The organism is uncultured Brevundimonas sp. (genome assembly GCF_963977465.1).
GTDB lineage: Bacteria > Pseudomonadota > Alphaproteobacteria > Caulobacterales > Caulobacteraceae > Brevundimonas.
Genome location: NZ_CAXBOQ010000001.1, coordinates 237634 through 252904, shown reverse-complemented (window position 1 = coordinate 252904; position 15271 = coordinate 237634). Strand labels below are relative to the sequence as shown.

22 protein-coding genes are annotated in these 15271 nt (G+C 66.3%); 16 read left to right on the top strand and 6 right to left on the bottom strand.

The window, feature by feature from the left end; all coding sequences use genetic code 11:
* Positions 1–66: 66 nt before the first annotated feature.
* Positions 67–543, top strand: coding sequence for a ClpXP protease specificity-enhancing factor SspB (locus AAC067_RS01335; RefSeq protein ID WP_339928786.1), 477 nt, complete (start codon positions 67–69; stop codon positions 541–543).
* Positions 544–551: 8 nt separating this feature from the next.
* Here the strand turns inward: AAC067_RS01335 and AAC067_RS01330 are convergent, their stop codons facing one another.
* Complete coding sequence (locus tag AAC067_RS01330; protein ID WP_339928784.1) at positions 552–917, bottom strand: RusA family crossover junction endodeoxyribonuclease; 366 nt, start codon at positions 915–917, stop codon at positions 552–554.
* 82 nt (positions 918–999) lie between these two features.
* On the opposite strand from AAC067_RS01330, the gene fumC reads away from it, so the two are divergent.
* The 5 genes from fumC to AAC067_RS01305 all read left to right on the top strand — a co-directional run bounded on the left by fumC (position 1000) and on the right by AAC067_RS01305 (position 4432).
* Complete coding sequence (gene fumC / locus AAC067_RS01325; RefSeq protein ID WP_339928782.1) at positions 1000–2391, top strand: class II fumarate hydratase; 1392 nt, start codon at positions 1000–1002, stop codon at positions 2389–2391.
* Entirely contained in the window at positions 2391–3062 is a 672-nt protein-coding gene (locus AAC067_RS01320; RefSeq protein WP_339929750.1) for a phytanoyl-CoA dioxygenase family protein, read from the top strand. The genes fumC and AAC067_RS01320 overlap by 1 nt, the downstream gene beginning before the upstream one ends.
* Before the next feature lie 79 nt (positions 3063–3141).
* Entirely contained in the window at positions 3142–3387 is a 246-nt protein-coding gene (locus tag AAC067_RS01315; RefSeq protein WP_339928780.1) for a type II toxin-antitoxin system CcdA family antitoxin, read from the top strand.
* A complete protein-coding gene (locus tag AAC067_RS01310) occupies positions 3384–3698 on the top strand; it encodes a CcdB family protein (protein WP_339928778.1) in 315 nt (104 codons plus the stop codon). The genes AAC067_RS01315 and AAC067_RS01310 overlap by 4 nt, the downstream gene beginning before the upstream one ends.
* A 2-nt stretch (positions 3699–3700) precedes the next feature.
* Entirely contained in the window at positions 3701–4432 is a 732-nt protein-coding gene (locus AAC067_RS01305) for an AAA family ATPase (RefSeq protein ID WP_339928776.1), read from the top strand.
* Here AAC067_RS01305 and AAC067_RS01300 read toward each other — a convergent pair whose 3' ends face one another.
* The gene (locus AAC067_RS01300) at positions 4433–4825 is read right to left on the bottom strand and encodes a YccF domain-containing protein (protein WP_339929748.1); all 393 of its coding nucleotides are present in this window, start codon (positions 4823–4825) and stop codon (positions 4433–4435) included.
* Between the two features lie 189 nt (positions 4826–5014).
* Between AAC067_RS01300 and AAC067_RS01295 the strand changes: the two genes are divergently transcribed.
* Both AAC067_RS01295 and AAC067_RS01290 read left to right on the top strand, forming a co-directional pair.
* On the top strand, positions 5015–5191 hold the full coding sequence (locus AAC067_RS01295) for a DUF4169 family protein (protein ID WP_339928774.1): 177 nt from the start codon (positions 5015–5017) through the stop codon (positions 5189–5191).
* A 3-nt stretch (positions 5192–5194) separates the two neighbouring features.
* On the top strand, positions 5195–5365 hold the full coding sequence (locus AAC067_RS01290) for a hypothetical protein (RefSeq protein WP_339928772.1): 171 nt from the start codon (positions 5195–5197) through the stop codon (positions 5363–5365).
* On the opposite strand, the gene AAC067_RS01285 is transcribed toward AAC067_RS01290, so the two are convergent.
* Positions 5358–6269, bottom strand: a complete 912-nt coding sequence (locus tag AAC067_RS01285; protein WP_339928770.1) for an EamA family transporter — start codon at positions 6267–6269, stop codon at positions 5358–5360. The genes AAC067_RS01290 and AAC067_RS01285 overlap by 8 nt on opposite strands.
* A 187-nt stretch (positions 6270–6456) precedes the next feature.
* Between AAC067_RS01285 and AAC067_RS01280 the strand changes: the two genes are divergently transcribed.
* On the top strand, positions 6457–8322 hold the full coding sequence (locus AAC067_RS01280; RefSeq protein WP_339928768.1) for a sodium:proton antiporter: 1866 nt from the start codon (positions 6457–6459) through the stop codon (positions 8320–8322).
* The gene (locus AAC067_RS01275; RefSeq protein WP_339928766.1) at positions 8319–8861 is read left to right on the top strand and encodes an OmpA family protein; all 543 of its coding nucleotides are present in this window, start codon (positions 8319–8321) and stop codon (positions 8859–8861) included. The genes AAC067_RS01280 and AAC067_RS01275 overlap by 4 nt, the downstream gene beginning before the upstream one ends.
* A gap of 19 nt (positions 8862–8880) precedes the next feature.
* Here AAC067_RS01275 and AAC067_RS01270 read toward each other — a convergent pair whose 3' ends face one another.
* Complete coding sequence (locus AAC067_RS01270; protein ID WP_339928764.1) at positions 8881–9645, bottom strand: Coq4 family protein; 765 nt, start codon at positions 9643–9645, stop codon at positions 8881–8883.
* 107 nt (positions 9646–9752) lie between these two features.
* On the opposite strand from AAC067_RS01270, the gene AAC067_RS01265 reads away from it, so the two are divergent.
* Genes AAC067_RS01265 through AAC067_RS01255 form a run of 3 tightly spaced genes read left to right on the top strand, consistent with a single transcriptional unit; the run spans position 9753 to position 11508 of the window.
* Positions 9753–10805 carry a 3-oxoacyl-[acyl-carrier-protein] synthase III C-terminal domain-containing protein gene (locus AAC067_RS01265; RefSeq protein WP_339928762.1) on the top strand — a complete coding sequence of 351 codons (1053 nt, stop codon included), beginning with the start codon at positions 9753–9755 and terminating at the stop codon, positions 10803–10805.
* Positions 10805–11302: an isoprenylcysteine carboxylmethyltransferase family protein gene (locus AAC067_RS01260; protein ID WP_339928760.1), complete on the top strand. Its 498-nt coding sequence runs from the start codon at positions 10805–10807 to the stop codon at positions 11300–11302. The genes AAC067_RS01265 and AAC067_RS01260 overlap by 1 nt, the downstream gene beginning before the upstream one ends.
* Positions 11296–11508, top strand: a complete 213-nt coding sequence (locus AAC067_RS01255; RefSeq protein ID WP_339928758.1) for a ribbon-helix-helix domain-containing protein — start codon at positions 11296–11298, stop codon at positions 11506–11508. The genes AAC067_RS01260 and AAC067_RS01255 overlap by 7 nt, the downstream gene beginning before the upstream one ends.
* A gap of 15 nt (positions 11509–11523) precedes the next feature.
* Here the strand turns inward: AAC067_RS01255 and AAC067_RS01250 are convergent, their stop codons facing one another.
* Positions 11524–11787 carry a hypothetical protein gene (locus tag AAC067_RS01250; protein WP_339928756.1) on the bottom strand — a complete coding sequence of 88 codons (264 nt, stop codon included), beginning with the start codon at positions 11785–11787 and terminating at the stop codon, positions 11524–11526.
* A 7-nt stretch (positions 11788–11794) separates the two neighbouring features.
* Entirely contained in the window at positions 11795–12007 is a 213-nt protein-coding gene (locus AAC067_RS01245) for a hypothetical protein (RefSeq protein WP_339928754.1), read from the bottom strand.
* Between the two features lie 167 nt (positions 12008–12174).
* Between AAC067_RS01245 and AAC067_RS01240 the strand changes: the two genes are divergently transcribed.
* The 3 genes from AAC067_RS01240 to AAC067_RS01230 all read left to right on the top strand — a co-directional run bounded on the left by AAC067_RS01240 (position 12175) and on the right by AAC067_RS01230 (position 15246).
* Positions 12175–14514 carry a UvrD-helicase domain-containing protein gene (locus tag AAC067_RS01240; protein WP_339928752.1) on the top strand — a complete coding sequence of 780 codons (2340 nt, stop codon included), beginning with the start codon at positions 12175–12177 and terminating at the stop codon, positions 14512–14514.
* Between the two features lie 130 nt (positions 14515–14644).
* Positions 14645–14971, top strand: a complete 327-nt coding sequence (locus AAC067_RS01235; RefSeq protein ID WP_339928750.1) for a hypothetical protein — start codon at positions 14645–14647, stop codon at positions 14969–14971.
* Entirely contained in the window at positions 14968–15246 is a 279-nt protein-coding gene (locus AAC067_RS01230; protein WP_339928748.1) for a type II toxin-antitoxin system RelE/ParE family toxin, read from the top strand. Before AAC067_RS01235 ends, AAC067_RS01230 begins: the two co-directional genes overlap by 4 nt.
* Positions 15247–15271 lie beyond the last annotated feature (25 nt).

Below are 15271 nucleotides of genomic sequence, written 5' to 3'. Positions count from 1 at the left end.
TTTCATCACCACCTTCCGCCGACTGGCCAGCACGGCTATCAGTCACGGCGAACAACCGAGGTGACGATGGCCGACGAGACCCCCCCGGTCGACGAGATGCACTATGAGCAGCTCGCGCAGGACGCCCTACGTGGCGTGATCCGTGCTGCCCTCGAGCTCGCTGCGGGGCCCAGCGGCATCCCCGGTGCCCACCATTTCTACATCACCTTCAAGACCCGGGCCCCCGGCGTCAGCGTGCCGCCTGACATCCTGGCCAAATACCCGGACGACATGACGGTCATCCTGCAGCACCAGTACTGGGACCTGAGCGTCGATGCGGACCGGTTCAGCGTGATGCTGAAATTCGGCGGCATGCCCAAGGTGCTCAACGTGCCCTATTCGGCCGTGACCCGGTTCTACGATCCCGCGGTGCAGTTCATGCTGCAGTTTGAGCCCCCGGAGACGATCGAGGAATTGACCGCCGAGCCCGAACCGACCCCGCCGCCGCCGTCGGGCGATGACGGCCCCAAGGTCGTGTCGCTGGATCAGTTCCGCAAGAAATAGACTGCGGTTCAGCCGTCGGCGCCGACCCGGGGAAACACCCGGATCGTGATCCGTTCGCGCTCACCCTGTCGCCGCTCGACCAGCAGTCGCGCCACCTGGCTGTCGTCGTGGAACAGATAGCCCTTGATCGCGTCCAGCAGGGCCTTGGCCAGGTTGTCGAGGTCCATCCACGGCGGGTCGCCCACGTGCTCCATGACGATCTCGACGGTGAAGTCGCCGTAGCTGGGGCGCGAGCTCCACTCCTTGCGGAAGAACTCATAGGCCAGCGGCTTGTAGTATTTAGCCTGGGTGGTCAGGCCGTCGATGGTGATCTCGACCACATCGCCGGTCTCACGGGCGCGGACCTTGCCCGTGCCGATCCAGTCCGCCGTCATGCCGCTTTCCTCACCTTGTCCTGCCGGTCCTCCGTGCTACACCGCCGCCACCCCTCAAGCCACGCCTGAAGAGCCCGTTCAGATGACCAAGACCCGTACCGAGACCGACACCTTCGGCCCCACCGAGGTCGCCGCCGACCGCTACTGGGGCGCGCAGGCGCAGCGCAGTCTGGGCAATTTCAAGATCGGCTGGGAAACGCAGCCGCTGCCGATCGTGCGGGCGCTGGGCATCGTCAAGCGCGCCGCAGCCGAAACCAATATGGCGCTGGGCAAGCTGGATCCGAAACTGGGCCAGACCATCATCGCCGCCGCCGACGAGGTGATCTCGGGCCAGCTCAACGATCATTTCCCGCTGGTGGTCTGGCAGACCGGGTCGGGCACCCAGTCGAACATGAACGCCAATGAGGTGATCTCGAACCGCGCCATCGAGATTCTGGGCGGCGAGATGGGCTCGAAAAAGCCGGTCCATCCCAACGACCACGTCAATATGAGCCAGTCGTCCAACGACACCTTCCCCACGGCCATGCACGTCGCCTGCGCCGAACAGGTGGTCAACGACCTGATCCCGGCGCTGAAGCATCTGCACGCGGCGCTGGACACCAAGGCCAAGGCCTGGGCCCACATCATCAAGATTGGCCGCACCCACACCCAGGACGCCACCCCGCTGACGCTGGGCCAGGAGTTCGGCGGCTATGCCCAGCAGGTCGCCAACGGCATCGAGCGGATCGAACAGACCCTGCCGAAACTGATGGAGCTGGCCCAGGGCGGCACCGCCGTCGGCACCGGACTGAACGCGCCGGTTGGCTTTGCCGAGAAGGTGGCCGAGCAGATCGCCACCATCACCGGCCTGCCCTTCACCACGGCTCCCAACAAGTTCGAGGCCCTGGCCGCCCATGACGCCATGGTGTTCAGCCACGGGGCTATCAACACGGTCGCCGCCTCGCTGTTCAAGATCGCCAATGACATCCGCTTCCTCGGCTCGGGTCCGCGTTCGGGTCTGGGCGAGCTGGCCCTGCCCGAGAATGAGCCGGGTTCCTCGATCATGCCGGGCAAGGTCAATCCGACCCAGTCCGAAGCCCTGACCCAGGTCTGTGTGCAGGTGTTCGGCAACAACGCCGCCGTCACCTTCGCCGGCTCGCAGGGCCATTTCGAACTGAACGTCTACAACCCGGTGATGGCCTACAACTTCCTGCAGTCGGTGCGGCTGATGGCCGACGCGGCAGTGTCGTTCACCGACAACTGCGTCGTCGGCATCGAGCCGCGCGAGGACAACATCAAGCGCGGCCTCGACAATTCGCTGATGCTGGTCACCGCCCTGAACGGCAAGCTGGGCTACGACGCCTGCGCCAAAATCGCCAAGACCGCGCACAAGAACGGGACGACCCTGCGCGAGGAAGCGGTCGGCGGCGGCTACCTCACCGACGCCGAGTTCGACGAGGCGGTGCAGCCCGGGAAGATGATCTCGCCGGGGTGATGGATCCAGCGGCCTTTGAACATGACGGCGCGCTACGGTTCGAGCGGCAGCTGACGAAGGATGAGATCGACAGCCTGCGCGCCGTGGCAGACGAGCGGATCGGCAGCCGGCCAGGCGCGCGGCTCGATGGCGAGCCCCGACTGACCCATATGCTGGCTGTGTCAGGTACGGTCGGCGGCGTGGCGGCGGGCTTGACGTCTTCGCGCGCACGGGCAGTTCGCGCTGTCCTGTTCGACAAGACCGAGGACGCCAACTGGGTCGTGGCCTGGCATCAGGACCGAACCATTCCGGTCAGGACGCGGATTGACGTCGAAGGCTTCGGGCCATGGTCGACCAAGGACGGCGTTCCGCACGTCGCGCCGCCGTTCGAAATTCTGGCTCGGATGGTGACGCTGAGGGTTCATCTCGACGCGGTGGACGAATCCAATGCGCCGTTGCGGGTAGCCCTCGGAACCCATCGCCTCGGCCGTGTTCCGGCGGATCAGGCGGACCGCATCGCGGCGTCTGCGGCACAAAGAGTGTGTCACGCAAACACCGGAGACATCTGGGCCTATCGCACGCCCATCCTGCACACCTCCGAACGGTCGATGACGCCGACGCGACGGCGGGTGCTGCAGGTGGACTACGCCGATTTTGACCTGCCCGGCGGTCTGGAATGGCGGCCGCTGTAGCGAGGCCGATGGCCCCGGGGTGATGGGTACCTACTTCGGGTTGGTAGCGAGGCCGCGGGTTTCGGCGTAACCTCGCCCCATGGCCAAACCCGAATTGAAGAAGATCGAGATAGAGCCGGCACTGCTGGAACAGGCCGCGCGGCTCGGCATCGACGTCACCGGCGTGGATGAGCGCAGCTTGCGCCTGTACCTTCAGAAGGTCGATCCTGCCGGAGCCGAGGCCCGCGCCAAGCGCTGGGCCGAGGAGAACGCAGAGGCAATCCGCCTCCACAACGAACGGATAGACCGCCATGGCGTCTTCGGCGAAGACCTGCGCCGCTGGTGATCCGGCAGTTCGACGTCATCGACAATCCGTCGGTGCGCTCGCAAGCGATTGCGCCGTACCTGGTCGTTGTCCAGTCGCAGTTCTACGACGAAACCCCGACCGTACTCGTCGCGCCCTTGTTGAATATGCCGATGCAAGCCGTGCTGACGAGAGTGAGCCTCAGAGTGGAGTTCGAAGGAGAACCTTTCGTACTCCTGCTCTCCGAGATCGGTGCGATAGATCGTCGACCGCCCACCCGTGCTGTCGGCTCACTGGCCCGGTATGAAGACCGCATCCGCCGATCCCTTGATCGCCTGTTCACAGGGTTCTGATCATGACCGCCCTCAACCGCCCCTACTGGATCGAGGCGCGTTTCGAACGACGCGAGGGCTGGGACGACGGCGTCTACCCGTTCAACCTGCCGGTCGTGCGCACGACCGACACCCTGGCCTTCCACCCGCGCGTGACCTTCATTGTCGGCGAGAACGGGTCGGGCAAGTCGACCCTGATCGAGGCCCTGGCCATCGCCTGGGGCTTCAATGCCGAGGGCGGGTCGAAGGACCACCAGTTCACAACCCACGCCTCGCACTCGCCGCTGCACCGGTTCGTCCGGCCCGTCCGCGCACCGGTCAAGGCGACGGACGGCTATTTCCTGAGGGCCGAAAGTTTCTTCAATACGGCGACCTATCTGGAAGCCTCCGGGACGAGCCGCGCGGGTCAGACCGGTCTGCACGAACAGTCCCATGGCGAAAGCTTCTTCAACCTGTTCGACAACCGGTTCGAGGGCGACGGCCTCTACATCATGGATGAGCCCGAGGCGGCGCTGTCGCCCTCACGCCAGCTGTCCTTCCTCGCCCGGATGCATGAGCTGGTGAACAGACAGTCCCAGTTCATCATTGCCACCCATTCGCCGATCCTGCTCGGCTATCCCGACGCCTGGATCTACCAGGCCTCGGCGACCGGGCTCGAGCGGGTCAGCTGGGAAGACACCGACCACTACCAGGTGACGCGCGGCTTTCTCAATCGGCCGCAGACCTACCTCGACATCCTGCTGGCCGACGACTGATCAGGGCTTCACCCGGATCGTCGCCCCGACCGGCAACATGGCCAGCTTGGCCAGTTCCAGATCCTTCAGCGCGAAGGGGATGCCGATGATGGTGATGGCCTCGGCCACCGCGATGAGGATGTGCGACAGGGCGATGTACCAGCCGGCGAAGACGAACCAGATCACGTTGAGCCCGATGCCGAAGCAACCGACATCCTTGCCGGTCACCTCGCCGGCCCAGACGACCTCGCGGCCGAAGGGCCAGAAGGAATAGCTGGCGATGCGCCAGGCCGCGAAGCTCCACGGCAGGCCGACCACGGTCAGGGCCAGGATCGCGCCGCCGACCAGCCACAGGAAACCGGACAGCCAGCCGCCCATGATGAACCACAGGATGTTCAGGATCAGGCGGATCACGGCGGTCGTCTCCTCAACGTCGCGGGCGGATGCGACATCCGGATTATGCACGGCGACCGGCGGCACCGGGGTGAATTCGCGGTAAGCCGCCCCCGTCCGGATACCTGGCCACGACCGTACAGGCTTGATCCGGCGGCCGTCTGCGCCCAGCCTGTCGGTCAACTGTCGCTCAGAGCATCGGAGGCCCGGATGGCCGAGATCATCAATCTGAACCAGGTTCGCAAGGCGCGGGCGAAGGCCGAGGCCAAGGCGGAAGCCGTGACCAACCGCGCCGCCAGCGGACGAACCAAGGCCGACCGCAGCGCCGCCGCCAAGGCCAAGGCCCGGGCCGCGCGCCTGCTGGACGGCCAGAAGCGCGAGGACTGAGCCATGGCCGATCCGCGCGAGAACATGCGCATCCGCCACGGACTGGTCCCGCTGCTGGTCGCCATGCGGGTCATGGCCGAGCGCAAGGCGCGTGAGGAAAAGGCGGCGCGTGAGGCGGAAGACGCCCGGGACGGCAAACCGCGCAAACGCCGCCGCCGGCGCTGGTTCAGCTAGGCTTCGGGGCGCGGATCAGCAGGGCCTGACCGGACAGGACAAGAGCCAGACCGGCCAGGGCGGGCCAGCCGAAACGGGCACCTTCGAACAGCACCGAAACCAGCATGGCGATCGGCGGGGTCAGGGCCGAGATATAGCTGGCCAGGGCATAGCCGCGTGACCGGGCGATGGTGAAATAGATCACAAAGGCTACGACCGAGCCGAAGATCGACAGATAGAGCAGCGACCCCAGATAGGCGGCCGTCGGCTCGAAGCTCCAGTGCACACCGGTGGCCAGGCCGTACAGGATCAACATGCCGGTGCCATAGGCCATGGCCCAGGCCGTGCCCGGGATCACCCCTGCGCCGGCCATCTGGCCGCGCCAGGCAAAATAGTTGCCGACGGTCGAACTGGTGACGGCGATGACGGCGAAACCGATGCCGATCAGGGCCGCGGTCTCCATCCGGGCTCCGATGATCTCACTGGCCGACAGGACGGCGACACCGAGCAGTCCCAGACAGGCTCCGGCCCAGGCGATCGGTGCGGCCTTCTGACCGGCGACGACGCGGAACAGCACGAGGTTGAGGAAGGCCAGGGCGGCGAAGATGACGGCAACGATGGCCGAGGCGACACGCTGCTCGCTGGCATAGACGAAGGCATAGCTAAGCGCGAAGACGAAGGCCCCCTGCCCCAGGGCCGCCAGATGCTGGGCCCGGGTCAGGCGAATTCGGCGACCGGTCACCAGACAGCCGGCAAACAGGACAATCGCGGCCAGGCCGAAGCGCCAGACGACCGAGACGACCGGATCGACCGTGCCCAGCTGCAGAGTGATGGCGAACCAGGTGGTCCCCCAGATCAGGGCGCACACGACAATGCCCGCGATCAGCCAACGGTAGGCGACAGGTGACGGTGACGGAGAGGGCAAGGAGCGGGAACCCATCGATACGGGAGGAGGCCGCGACCCTTGAGCCGAATCGGCGAAGATTGCGAGCACGCGACCGCTGAAGCCGGTCACATACGGTTCCAGCCGATTTCATCTATCTGCATTTCGCTGCAACGCTTGGCCGCCTGAACCATTTGTCTGACTCAGCAGTCCGTAACAGTGGGGGATAATGGAACATCAGGGTCTGGTCCTCGCGGCAATCGGCGTGCTGGGTATCGGCGCGCAATGGATCGCCTGGCGTACCGGGTGGCCGGCCATCGTCCTGATGCTTCTGGCCGGGATCATCGGCGGCCCCCTGACCGGTTTCATCCAGCCCGAGCGCGACTTCGGCGATCTGCTGAAGCCGATCATTTCACTGGCCGTCGCCATCATCCTGTTCGAGGGCGGGCTGAACCTCAATTTCCGTGAGCTACGCCATGCCGAGGGTGCCGTGCACCGGTTGGTGGTGCTGGGTGTGCCCATCGCCTGGGTGCTGGGCACCCTGGCCTGCTACTACGTCGCCGGCCTGATCTGGCCCGTGGCCATCCTGTTCGCGGGCATTCTGGTGGTGACCGGCCCGACCGTCGTCCTGCCCCTGCTGCGCCAGACCAATCTGGCGCAACGCCCGCGCGCGATCCTGAAATGGGAAGCAATCGTCAACGACCCCCTGGGGGCCCTGTGCGCGGTGTTGACCTATGAGGTGCTGCACCGGGCGGGTCAGGGTGACACCGTTGTCGGCGTCGTCGTCTCACTGTTGCTGGCCGCGGTGGTGGCCGGACTGATCGGCTGGGGCGCGGCCCGGGCGATCGCCTGGGCCTTCCCCCGGGGTTATGTGCCCGAATTCCTGAAATCGCCGGTGCTGCTGATCACCGTCATCGGGGTCTTCGTCGGGGCCAACATGATCCAGGACGAAGCGGGTCTGCTGACTGTGACCGTCATGGGCGTGGCCCTGGCCAATATGAATCTGGCCAGTTTCCGGGACTTCCGGCACTTCAAGGAGAACATCACCGTCCTGCTGGTGTCGGGCGTGTTCGTGATGCTGTCGGCGTCGCTGAACCTCGAGGTGCTGCGCCAGTTCGAATGGCGGTTCATCGCCTTCCTGATCGTGCTGCTGTTCGTGGTGCGGCCGGCCACCGTCCTGCTCAGCCTGGCCTTCAGCCGGGTGCCGATGCGCGAGCAGCTGTTCATCGGCTGGATCGCCCCGCGCGGCATTGTCGCCGTCGCCATCACCGGCCTGTTCGCGCTGCGCCTCGACGAGCTGGGCTATGCGGATGGCAACACGCTGGTGACGCTGTCCTTTGCCGTGGTCATCACCACCATTGTCGCGCACAGTTTCACCGCCAAGCTGGCCGCCCGCTGGCTGGGGGTCACGGGGTCGACCGACAAGGGTGTGCTGATCGTCGGGACCACCCCCTGGAGCCTGTCACTGGCCCAGCTGCTGACATCGCTGAAGATCCCCGTCCTGATCGCCGACACCAGCTGGCAGCGCCTGGCCGCCGCGCGGCAGATGGGCATGCCTGTGTTCCATGGCGAGATCCTGTCGGAAGTCACCGAGGACGATGTCGACATGAGCCAGTTCCAGGCCCTGGTCGCGACGACGGACAACGAGGCCTACAACGCCCTGGTCTGCAACGAGCTGGTGCCGGAGATGGGGCGTCACGCCGTCTTCCAGCTGGGCGATACATCGGCAAAGAACCCGCGGGCCCTGCCCCCGAGCCTGCGCGGCCGCACCCTGTTCGCCTCTGGCCTGGGCGTCGAGGAGATCGAACGGCGCGAACGCGAGGGCTGGGGCTTTCGCAAGACCCGTCTGAGCGAAAAGTTCAGCATGGACGACGCGCGCGATGAACTGCCCGCCGAAGCTGACCTTTTGCTGCTGGTCCGCGACGACGGTAAGCTGCACTTCTTCAGCCACGCCTCACGCCCCAAGCCGCAGCCCGGCGATACCGTCGTGTCCTATGTCCCGCCGCGCGACCCGGCCAAGGCCCGGGCCCGCAAATCCCCGCCCCCGAAAGGAGACGAAGGCATGACCCAACTTCCTTCGCCAGCAGGCGCATGATCCGCCATCTTCCCGCACTGAGTGTCGGTCTCGTTCTCGCTGGTCTGACGGCCGCCTGCGAAGACCGGCCCGCCGATCGCGATCCCGCTCCGGCTCCGGCGACGGCCGCCGGGGATGAAACACCGCCCACGGCGTCCATAATCCGGCCGTCGGTCCGGGCCGAGATCGAGAAGAGGGCGGAACCGGCACCGGAACCGGTCGAGGCCCGGGTGCTGTTCGACTATGGCAGCGCCGATCTGTCCGATGCCGCGCGGACCCGTCTGGACGAGGTTCTGGCCACCGAGGGGCTCGTCGACAGCGGCTGGACCCTGACGCTAACCGGTCGCACGGACAGTCGCGGGGGAATCCAGGCCAACCAGCGCATGGCGCAAGAGCGCGCCGAGGCGGTCCGCGACTATCTGGTCGCCGGCGGCCTTGCGATCGAGCAGATCACGGTCGTTGCGGCCGGCGAAGTCGAACCCGCTCCGGATCAGGCCGGGATGGATGCGTCCGCTGCCCGCCGCGTCGATGTGCTGGCCACCCCGCCGCCCCCGACATAGGGACCGAAAACGGGCCGGATCAGACTGAACGCAGTTTCAGGCCCTGACGCACCGCCACAGGTACCGCGTCATAGACAGTCGGGGGCCGGATACCGAGCGCCTGACGCACCTCGCTCAGCGGCCGGTCGAACAGGGCCTCATAGTCCAGCCCCGGCAGCCAGCGCGCGGCGCGGCCGTTGCGCCACGCCTGCAACACCGCCTTGCGCGCGGGGATGCTGCGATTTTCGCGCTGGACCTCACGCGCCGCGCCCCAGCCGATGAAAGCGAAGCCGAGGTTACGGGTCTGGCCGTAGGAAAACGACACGACACAGGCCTCGCCCAGGGCGTCGGTCTCATAGCCGGTCAACACGTGCCAGATGTCGTGCACGTCGCGCAGGCGGCGCGAATACCAGATCAACGGATGCGGGGCGTCGATGAAGGGCACCACTTCCCGCTCGACCGCGGCAAGGCCGTCGGCGGTAAAGCCCCGGGCGGTTCGGAACGCCCGGTATTCCGCCCCGACGCTGCCCTCGGGAAACCGGGCCAGCCAGACGGGATCATCGAGCTTGTGCGCCAGTTCGTCGCGCAGAAAGGCCTGGCGGCCGCCCTCTGTGGTCTTGAGCAACTGGTTGTAGCCGCGCGACACCGAGCGGCCGCTGAGGGCCTTCATGATCTCGAACACCTGGGCGGTGTCTTCCTTGTCGCGGATCAGACGACCGAAGGCCTGAATGGCCTTGATCGGGCGCAGGCGTTCGGAACGCTGGCGCATGAAGTCATCGGAGCCGGTCGCGGTCGTCATTGTCATGCCAAGGGCCTTCCTGATCACTGACAACATAGCGGCTTTCGCGCCGAACGGGAACGGCGCACTGTGGTCAGACCTTAAGGGTTCATCGTCGTCCAGGATCAGCCCATTTGACCCAGTCCCCTGCCCGCCTCGCTTCCCTGGCCGTGGCCTGGCCGCCGCACATTCTGAGACAGGAGGACGTGGCCGCCAACGGGGCCGAAATGTTCGCCACCACCCACGGCGGCTTCGAGCGGCTGGCCCCGATCTATCGCAATGCCCTGATCGAGACCCGGCACTCCTGCGTGCCGATCGACTGGTATCTGAAGCCGCACAGCTTTTCCGAACGCAACGATCTGTTCCTGGACAATGCCGTGGTGCTGCTGGCGGAGGCCGCCGGCAAGGCGTTGGATCAGGCGGGGCTGGCGGCGGAACAGATCGACGCCATCGTCGTGGTCTGCACCACGGGGATCGCCACCCCCTCGCTGGACGCCCGGCTGATGCAGGTGATGCCGTTCCGGCCTGACGTGAGGCGGCTTCCGCTGTTCGGTCTGGGTTGCGCCGGCGGCGTGATCGGCCTGGCCCGGGCGGCCGACATGGCCCGGGCCCATCCCCAGGACCGGGTGCTGTTGTTGGTCATCGAACTGTGCGCCCTGACCTTCCGGGCCCAGGACCGGTCCAAGAGCAATCTGGTCGCGACGGCCCTGTTCGGCGACGGCTGTGCCGCGGCGGTGATCTCGTGCCGGGACGACGTCACCGGCCCGGCTCTGGGCGCGGCCCATGAACACACCTGGCCGGACAGTCTGGACGTGATGGGCTGGGAGGTGGCCGACGACGGGCTGAAGGTCGTGTTCAGCCGCGACATCCCGACTCTGGTGCAGAATGATTTTCGCCCGGTCGCCCTCGACTTCCTGGCGCGGCAGGGGCTGACCCCGAACCAGATCGGCGGCTTCGTCTGCCATCCGGGCGGGGCCAAGGTCATCGAGGCGCTGGAGTCGTGTTTCGCGCTGGACCCGGGCGCGCTGGTCCACACCCGTCAGGTGCTGCGCGACCACGGCAATATGAGCGCCGCCACCGTGCTGTTCGTGATGAAGGCCGTGCTGGAAGACAGGACCGAAGGGCCGTTGCTGCTGACCACCCTGGGGCCCGGCTTCACCACAGCCCTGATGCTGGTCCACCCGTGATGTGGGTGCCGCTGATCCTTGGCCTGGTCGCGGTCCAGCGGATGGGCGAGCTGGTTCTGGCCCGGCGCAACACCGCCCGGTTGATCGCGGCCGGTGCGGTCGAGATCGGAGCCGGCCACTATCCGCTGTTCGTGCTGCTGCACGCCAGCTGGCTGGCGGCGTTGGCGGTGCTCACCCCGTGGACCACGGTACCGAACCCCTGGCTGATCGCGGGGTTCGTGGCCCTGCAGCTCGCCCGCATCTGGGTCATCGCCAGCCTGGGCCGGTTCTGGACGACACGGATCATCACCCTGCCGGGTGCGCCACTTGTTCGGCGCGGTCCCTACCGGTTCGTGCGCCATCCCAACTACTGGATCGCCTCGCTCGAACTCGCCGTGCTGCCACTGGCCTTCGGTCAGCTCTGGATCGCGCTGGTCTGGAGCGTGGCCAACGCGCTACTGATTCATCATCGGGTGCGCGTCGAGGAAGGCGCGCTGTCGGAGCGGAACAGATGCTGAAGAAGCGATCGGTCATGTTGTCGGGCCACGCCACCTCCGTGGCGCTGGAGCCGGAGTTCTGGGTGATCCTGGACCGGATCGCCGACGCGCGCGGGTTAAGCCACGCGGCCCTTCTGGCCTGGGTCGACGAGACGCGCGGACGGCAGCCGCTGGCCTCGGCCTGTCGGCTACTGGCCCTGGATTGGGCCGCCAGCCCCCGGGACTGACCAGGGCTACGGGTGTCAGTCGCCCGCCTCCGGGCTCGCCACGCGCGGATCGACCGGCGGCACAATCGGTCCATCCGGCAGGCGCGGCGCATCCGGCAAGGTCGGCTCCGGCAGGGTGATGTCGACCTGGACCGGCCGACGATATGGCAGGGGCGCGGTGCCGTTGATAATCAGCGCGATAATGACGACCGCCAGCCCGACCACCAGGCCCGCGACCACCAGGCCCGGCCAGCCGGGACCAGGCCGGCGTCCGGGCGAGGGGTCGCGGGGTGCGGTCATGACGGCATCAGCCGGCGGGTGCAGGCACGGACGGGGCCGAGACCTCGGGCAGGCTCACATCGACATCAACCTGCTTGGGCTCGGGCGAGGCGCCGGAAAAGACGAAATAGGCCACGATGGCCAGGACCACGACGATGCCGCCGACAATGAAGGCCAGACCGGCATTGCCGCCGCCGCCGCCGCTGTTGCTGTTGCCGCCGTTGTTGCTGTTGTCAGTCATTGGGAACTCCTGCTCCGCTTCGGTTGATAGGCAAACGACAGTCAGGCTTTGCGGTTCCAGCGCCCCCGCACGATGACAACACCGGCCGGTAGCCGGTCGACGGATGTGCTCATTATGTTCTAGACATCGCCCTCCCCGCTCCCGACTGATCCGGAACCCCGCCACCCGTGACTGATCTGCCTGTTCCCAAGATTTCCGACCTCGCCCGCGCCCGTCCGCCGGGCGGCGGGACTGGCGACTATCTGGCCGGGTTGAACCCCGAACAGCGCGAGGCGGTCGAGAGCGTCGACGGCCCGGTGCTGGTGCTTGCCGGGGCCGGAACCGGCAAGACCCGGGTTCTGACCACCCGACTGGCCCACATCCTCGCCACCGGCCGGGCCAAACCCTGGGAACTGCTGGTCGTCACCTTCACCAACAAGGCGGCGCGCGAGATGCGCGAGCGCATCACCCATCTGATCGGTCCGTCGGCCGAGGGGCTGCGCTGGCTGGGCACGTTTCACTCGGTCGCGGCGCAGATCCTGCGACGGCATGCCGAACTGGTCGGGCTCAAGTCCAGGTTCACCATCCTCGATACCGACGATCAGGAGCGGGTCTGCAAACAGCTGCTGGAAGCGGCCAATCTCGACACCAAACGCTGGACGCCCAAGTCACTGAACGGCCTGATCGACCACTGGAAGAACCGCGGCTGGACCCCCGAGACCCTGCCCCCGGCCGAGGATTTCGCCAACGGCAAGGGCCACGGCCTGTACGCCGCCTATCAGGCGCGGCTGCGCAGCCTGAACGCGTGCGACTTCGGCGATCTGTTGCTGCACAATCTGACTATTCTGTCGAAACACGCGGATATTGCCGAGGAATACCGGCGACGGTTTCGCTACATCCTGGTCGACGAGTACCAGGACACCAATGTGGCCCAGTATCTGTGGCTGCGGCTGCTGACCTCCTCGACCGGCAATGTCTGCTGCGTCGGCGACGACGACCAGTCGATCTATGGCTGGCGCGGGGCCGAGGTCGACAACATCCTGCGCTTCGAGCGCGATTTTCCCGGCGCTAAAGTCATCCGGCTGGAGCGCAACTATCGCTCGACCCAGCATATCCTCGGTGCCGCCTCGGGCCTGATTGCGGCCAACCGCGACCGGCTGGGCAAGACGCTGTGGACCGAGGACGACAGCGGCGACAAGGTCCAGGTGCGCGGCGTCTGGGACGGCGAGGCCGAGGCCCGGTTGATCGCCGACGAGATCGAGACGGCGCGCCGCCCCCACGCGGGCGAAGCCGGCATGAAATACTGCGACATGGCCGTGCTGGTGCGGGCCTCGTTCCAGATGCGGGCGTTCGAGGAACGGTTCGTCATGCTGGCCATCCCCTATGTGGTGATCGGCGGGCCGCGCTTCTACGAACGGGCCGAGATCCGCGACGCCCACGCCTATCTGCGGCTGCTCAATTCCGAGGACGACGACCTCGCCTTCGAGCGCATCGTCAATGTGCCCAAGCGCGGCATCGGCGACACCAGCGTGCAGAAGGTGCTGTCGATCGCTCGGCTGTCCGGCGTCTCGGCGATGGCGGCGGTACGCGACCTGATCATCTCGGACGAGCTGCAGGCCCGGACCCGCACGGCCCTGTCGAATTTCGTGCGCGACATTGACCGCTGGCGCGCCATGTCCGTCGACTCCCACCACTGGGAGGTGACCGAGACGATCCTGGAGGAGAGCGGCTACACCGACATGCAGAAGGCCGACCGCGCCACCGGCCAGACCCGCCTCGACAACCTCAAGGAACTGACCCAGGCGATGCAGGCGTTCGAGACGCTGGGGGCCTATCTGGAACATGTGTCGCTGGTCATGGAGATCGACCGCGGGGCCGGCGACGACGCGGTCCAGATCATGACCCTGCACGGGGCCAAGGGGCTGGAATTCCCGCTGGTGTTTCTGCCGGGCTGGGAAGAAGGCGTGTTCCCGTCGCAGCGCTCGATCGACGAGAAGGGCGAGAAGGGCCTCGAGGAGGAACGCCGCCTGGCCTATGTCGGCGTGACCCGGGCCAAGGCCAGCGCCCGCATCAGCTTCGCCGCCAACCGGCTGGTCTATGGTCGCTGGACCAGCCAGCTGCCGAGCCGCTTCGTCGACGAACTGCCGCTGGTCCACGTCGAGGCCCAGAGCGAGACCGGCTACTACGGCGCGTCGGACGGCATGAAGGAGGCCAAGTCCCGCTGGGACGAGGCCCCCAGCTTCGGGGCCGGCTATTCATCCCCCGGCTGGAAACGGGCCCAGAGTTTCACCGCCGGCTCGACCCCGCGTGACCGCCAGGCCCGCAAGACCGTGATTGAGGGCCAGGGCCGTCTGATCGCCACCGCCGACCCGAAAGCCGGCTCGAAATGGGCGAAAGGCGAACGCGTCTTCCACCAGAAATTCGGCTACGGCTCCGTGCGCATCATCGAGGGCAACAAGCTGCTGGTCGATTTCGAAAAGGCCGGCGAGAAACGGGTCATCGACAGCTTCGTGGAGAAGACGGGGTGATGCCTTCTACGATCACATTCGACGGGTTGGCAATTGGCGGTTTCAACCTGAAGGGGTGACTCGCGAACAACGAATCAATCCTTGGTCGCAATCACTATTCCCCTCGTTGATGCTGTGCGACACTGCTCACATGGCGAGCCTCACCATCAAGATGAGCGATGAAGCGCTCCGGAAACTCACAGCAGCAGCACGGCTGGCGGGCGTGACGCCCGAGCGCCTGGCTGAGACAAGGCTCGAGGCATGGGCCCAAACAGACGATGAAAGTCCACTCCCGGACCATGTTCCGCCCATGGTTAGCGAGCCGGCTCGCGCCTGGGTGGGCACGACTGACAAAGATCGTGATCCGCACGAAGACAATGCCGGCAACTACGATCTGAACGAGGGCGGACGCCCCTGGAGTGAAGTGAGGGCCGAGCTGGAAGCCCTCCTGGAGCGCAAGCTCAGCAAATCCAGATGACTCTGACGCTGTCGGCGCAGGCCGAACGCGACCTGGCTGAGCAGATCATCTGGTTGACCGAGCGGTCGCCGCAATCAGCACGCAGGGCGGCGACCCACATCCTTCGCGTCTTCGACCTGCTGAACGACAATCCCTTGATCGGGACGGAGACGGAGCGGGGCTGGCGCGAGAAGGCCGTGAAATTCGGACGAGACGGCTATGTCATCTGCTACGTCGTCCGGCATCAGGACGTATTCGTGGTCCGGTTCAGGCACTCACGTCAGAATCGCAGCTGAACAGCGCCCCCAACCCTTCGTTAAG

Coding starts and splice junctions, on each gene's coding strand:
- AAC067_RS01335 (WP_339928786.1), top strand. CDS start 67: ATGGCCGACGAGACCCCCCCGGTCGACGAGATGCACTATGAGCAGCTC.
- AAC067_RS01330 (WP_339928784.1), bottom strand. CDS start 917: ATGACGGCGGACTGGATCGGCACGGGCAAGGTCCGCGCCCGTGAGACC.
- fumC (WP_339928782.1), top strand. CDS start 1,000: ATGACCAAGACCCGTACCGAGACCGACACCTTCGGCCCCACCGAGGTC.
- AAC067_RS01320 (WP_339929750.1), top strand. CDS start 2,391: ATGGATCCAGCGGCCTTTGAACATGACGGCGCGCTACGGTTCGAGCGG.
- AAC067_RS01315 (WP_339928780.1), top strand. CDS start 3,142: ATGGCCAAACCCGAATTGAAGAAGATCGAGATAGAGCCGGCACTGCTG.
- AAC067_RS01305 (WP_339928776.1), top strand. CDS start 3,701: ATGACCGCCCTCAACCGCCCCTACTGGATCGAGGCGCGTTTCGAACGA.
- AAC067_RS01295 (WP_339928774.1), top strand. CDS start 5,015: ATGGCCGAGATCATCAATCTGAACCAGGTTCGCAAGGCGCGGGCGAAG.
- AAC067_RS01290 (WP_339928772.1), top strand. CDS start 5,195: ATGGCCGATCCGCGCGAGAACATGCGCATCCGCCACGGACTGGTCCCG.
- AAC067_RS01280 (WP_339928768.1), top strand. CDS start 6,457: ATGGAACATCAGGGTCTGGTCCTCGCGGCAATCGGCGTGCTGGGTATC.
- AAC067_RS01275 (WP_339928766.1), top strand. CDS start 8,319: ATGATCCGCCATCTTCCCGCACTGAGTGTCGGTCTCGTTCTCGCTGGT.
- AAC067_RS01270 (WP_339928764.1), bottom strand. CDS start 9,645: ATGACAATGACGACCGCGACCGGCTCCGATGACTTCATGCGCCAGCGT.
- AAC067_RS01260 (WP_339928760.1), top strand. CDS start 10,805: ATGTGGGTGCCGCTGATCCTTGGCCTGGTCGCGGTCCAGCGGATGGGC.
- AAC067_RS01255 (WP_339928758.1), top strand. CDS start 11,296: ATGCTGAAGAAGCGATCGGTCATGTTGTCGGGCCACGCCACCTCCGTG.
- AAC067_RS01250 (WP_339928756.1), bottom strand. CDS start 11,787: ATGACCGCACCCCGCGACCCCTCGCCCGGACGCCGGCCTGGTCCCGGC.
- AAC067_RS01245 (WP_339928754.1), bottom strand. CDS start 12,007: ATGACTGACAACAGCAACAACGGCGGCAACAGCAACAGCGGCGGCGGC.
- AAC067_RS01235 (WP_339928750.1), top strand. CDS start 14,645: ATGGCGAGCCTCACCATCAAGATGAGCGATGAAGCGCTCCGGAAACTC.
- AAC067_RS01230 (WP_339928748.1), top strand. CDS start 14,968: ATGACTCTGACGCTGTCGGCGCAGGCCGAACGCGACCTGGCTGAGCAG.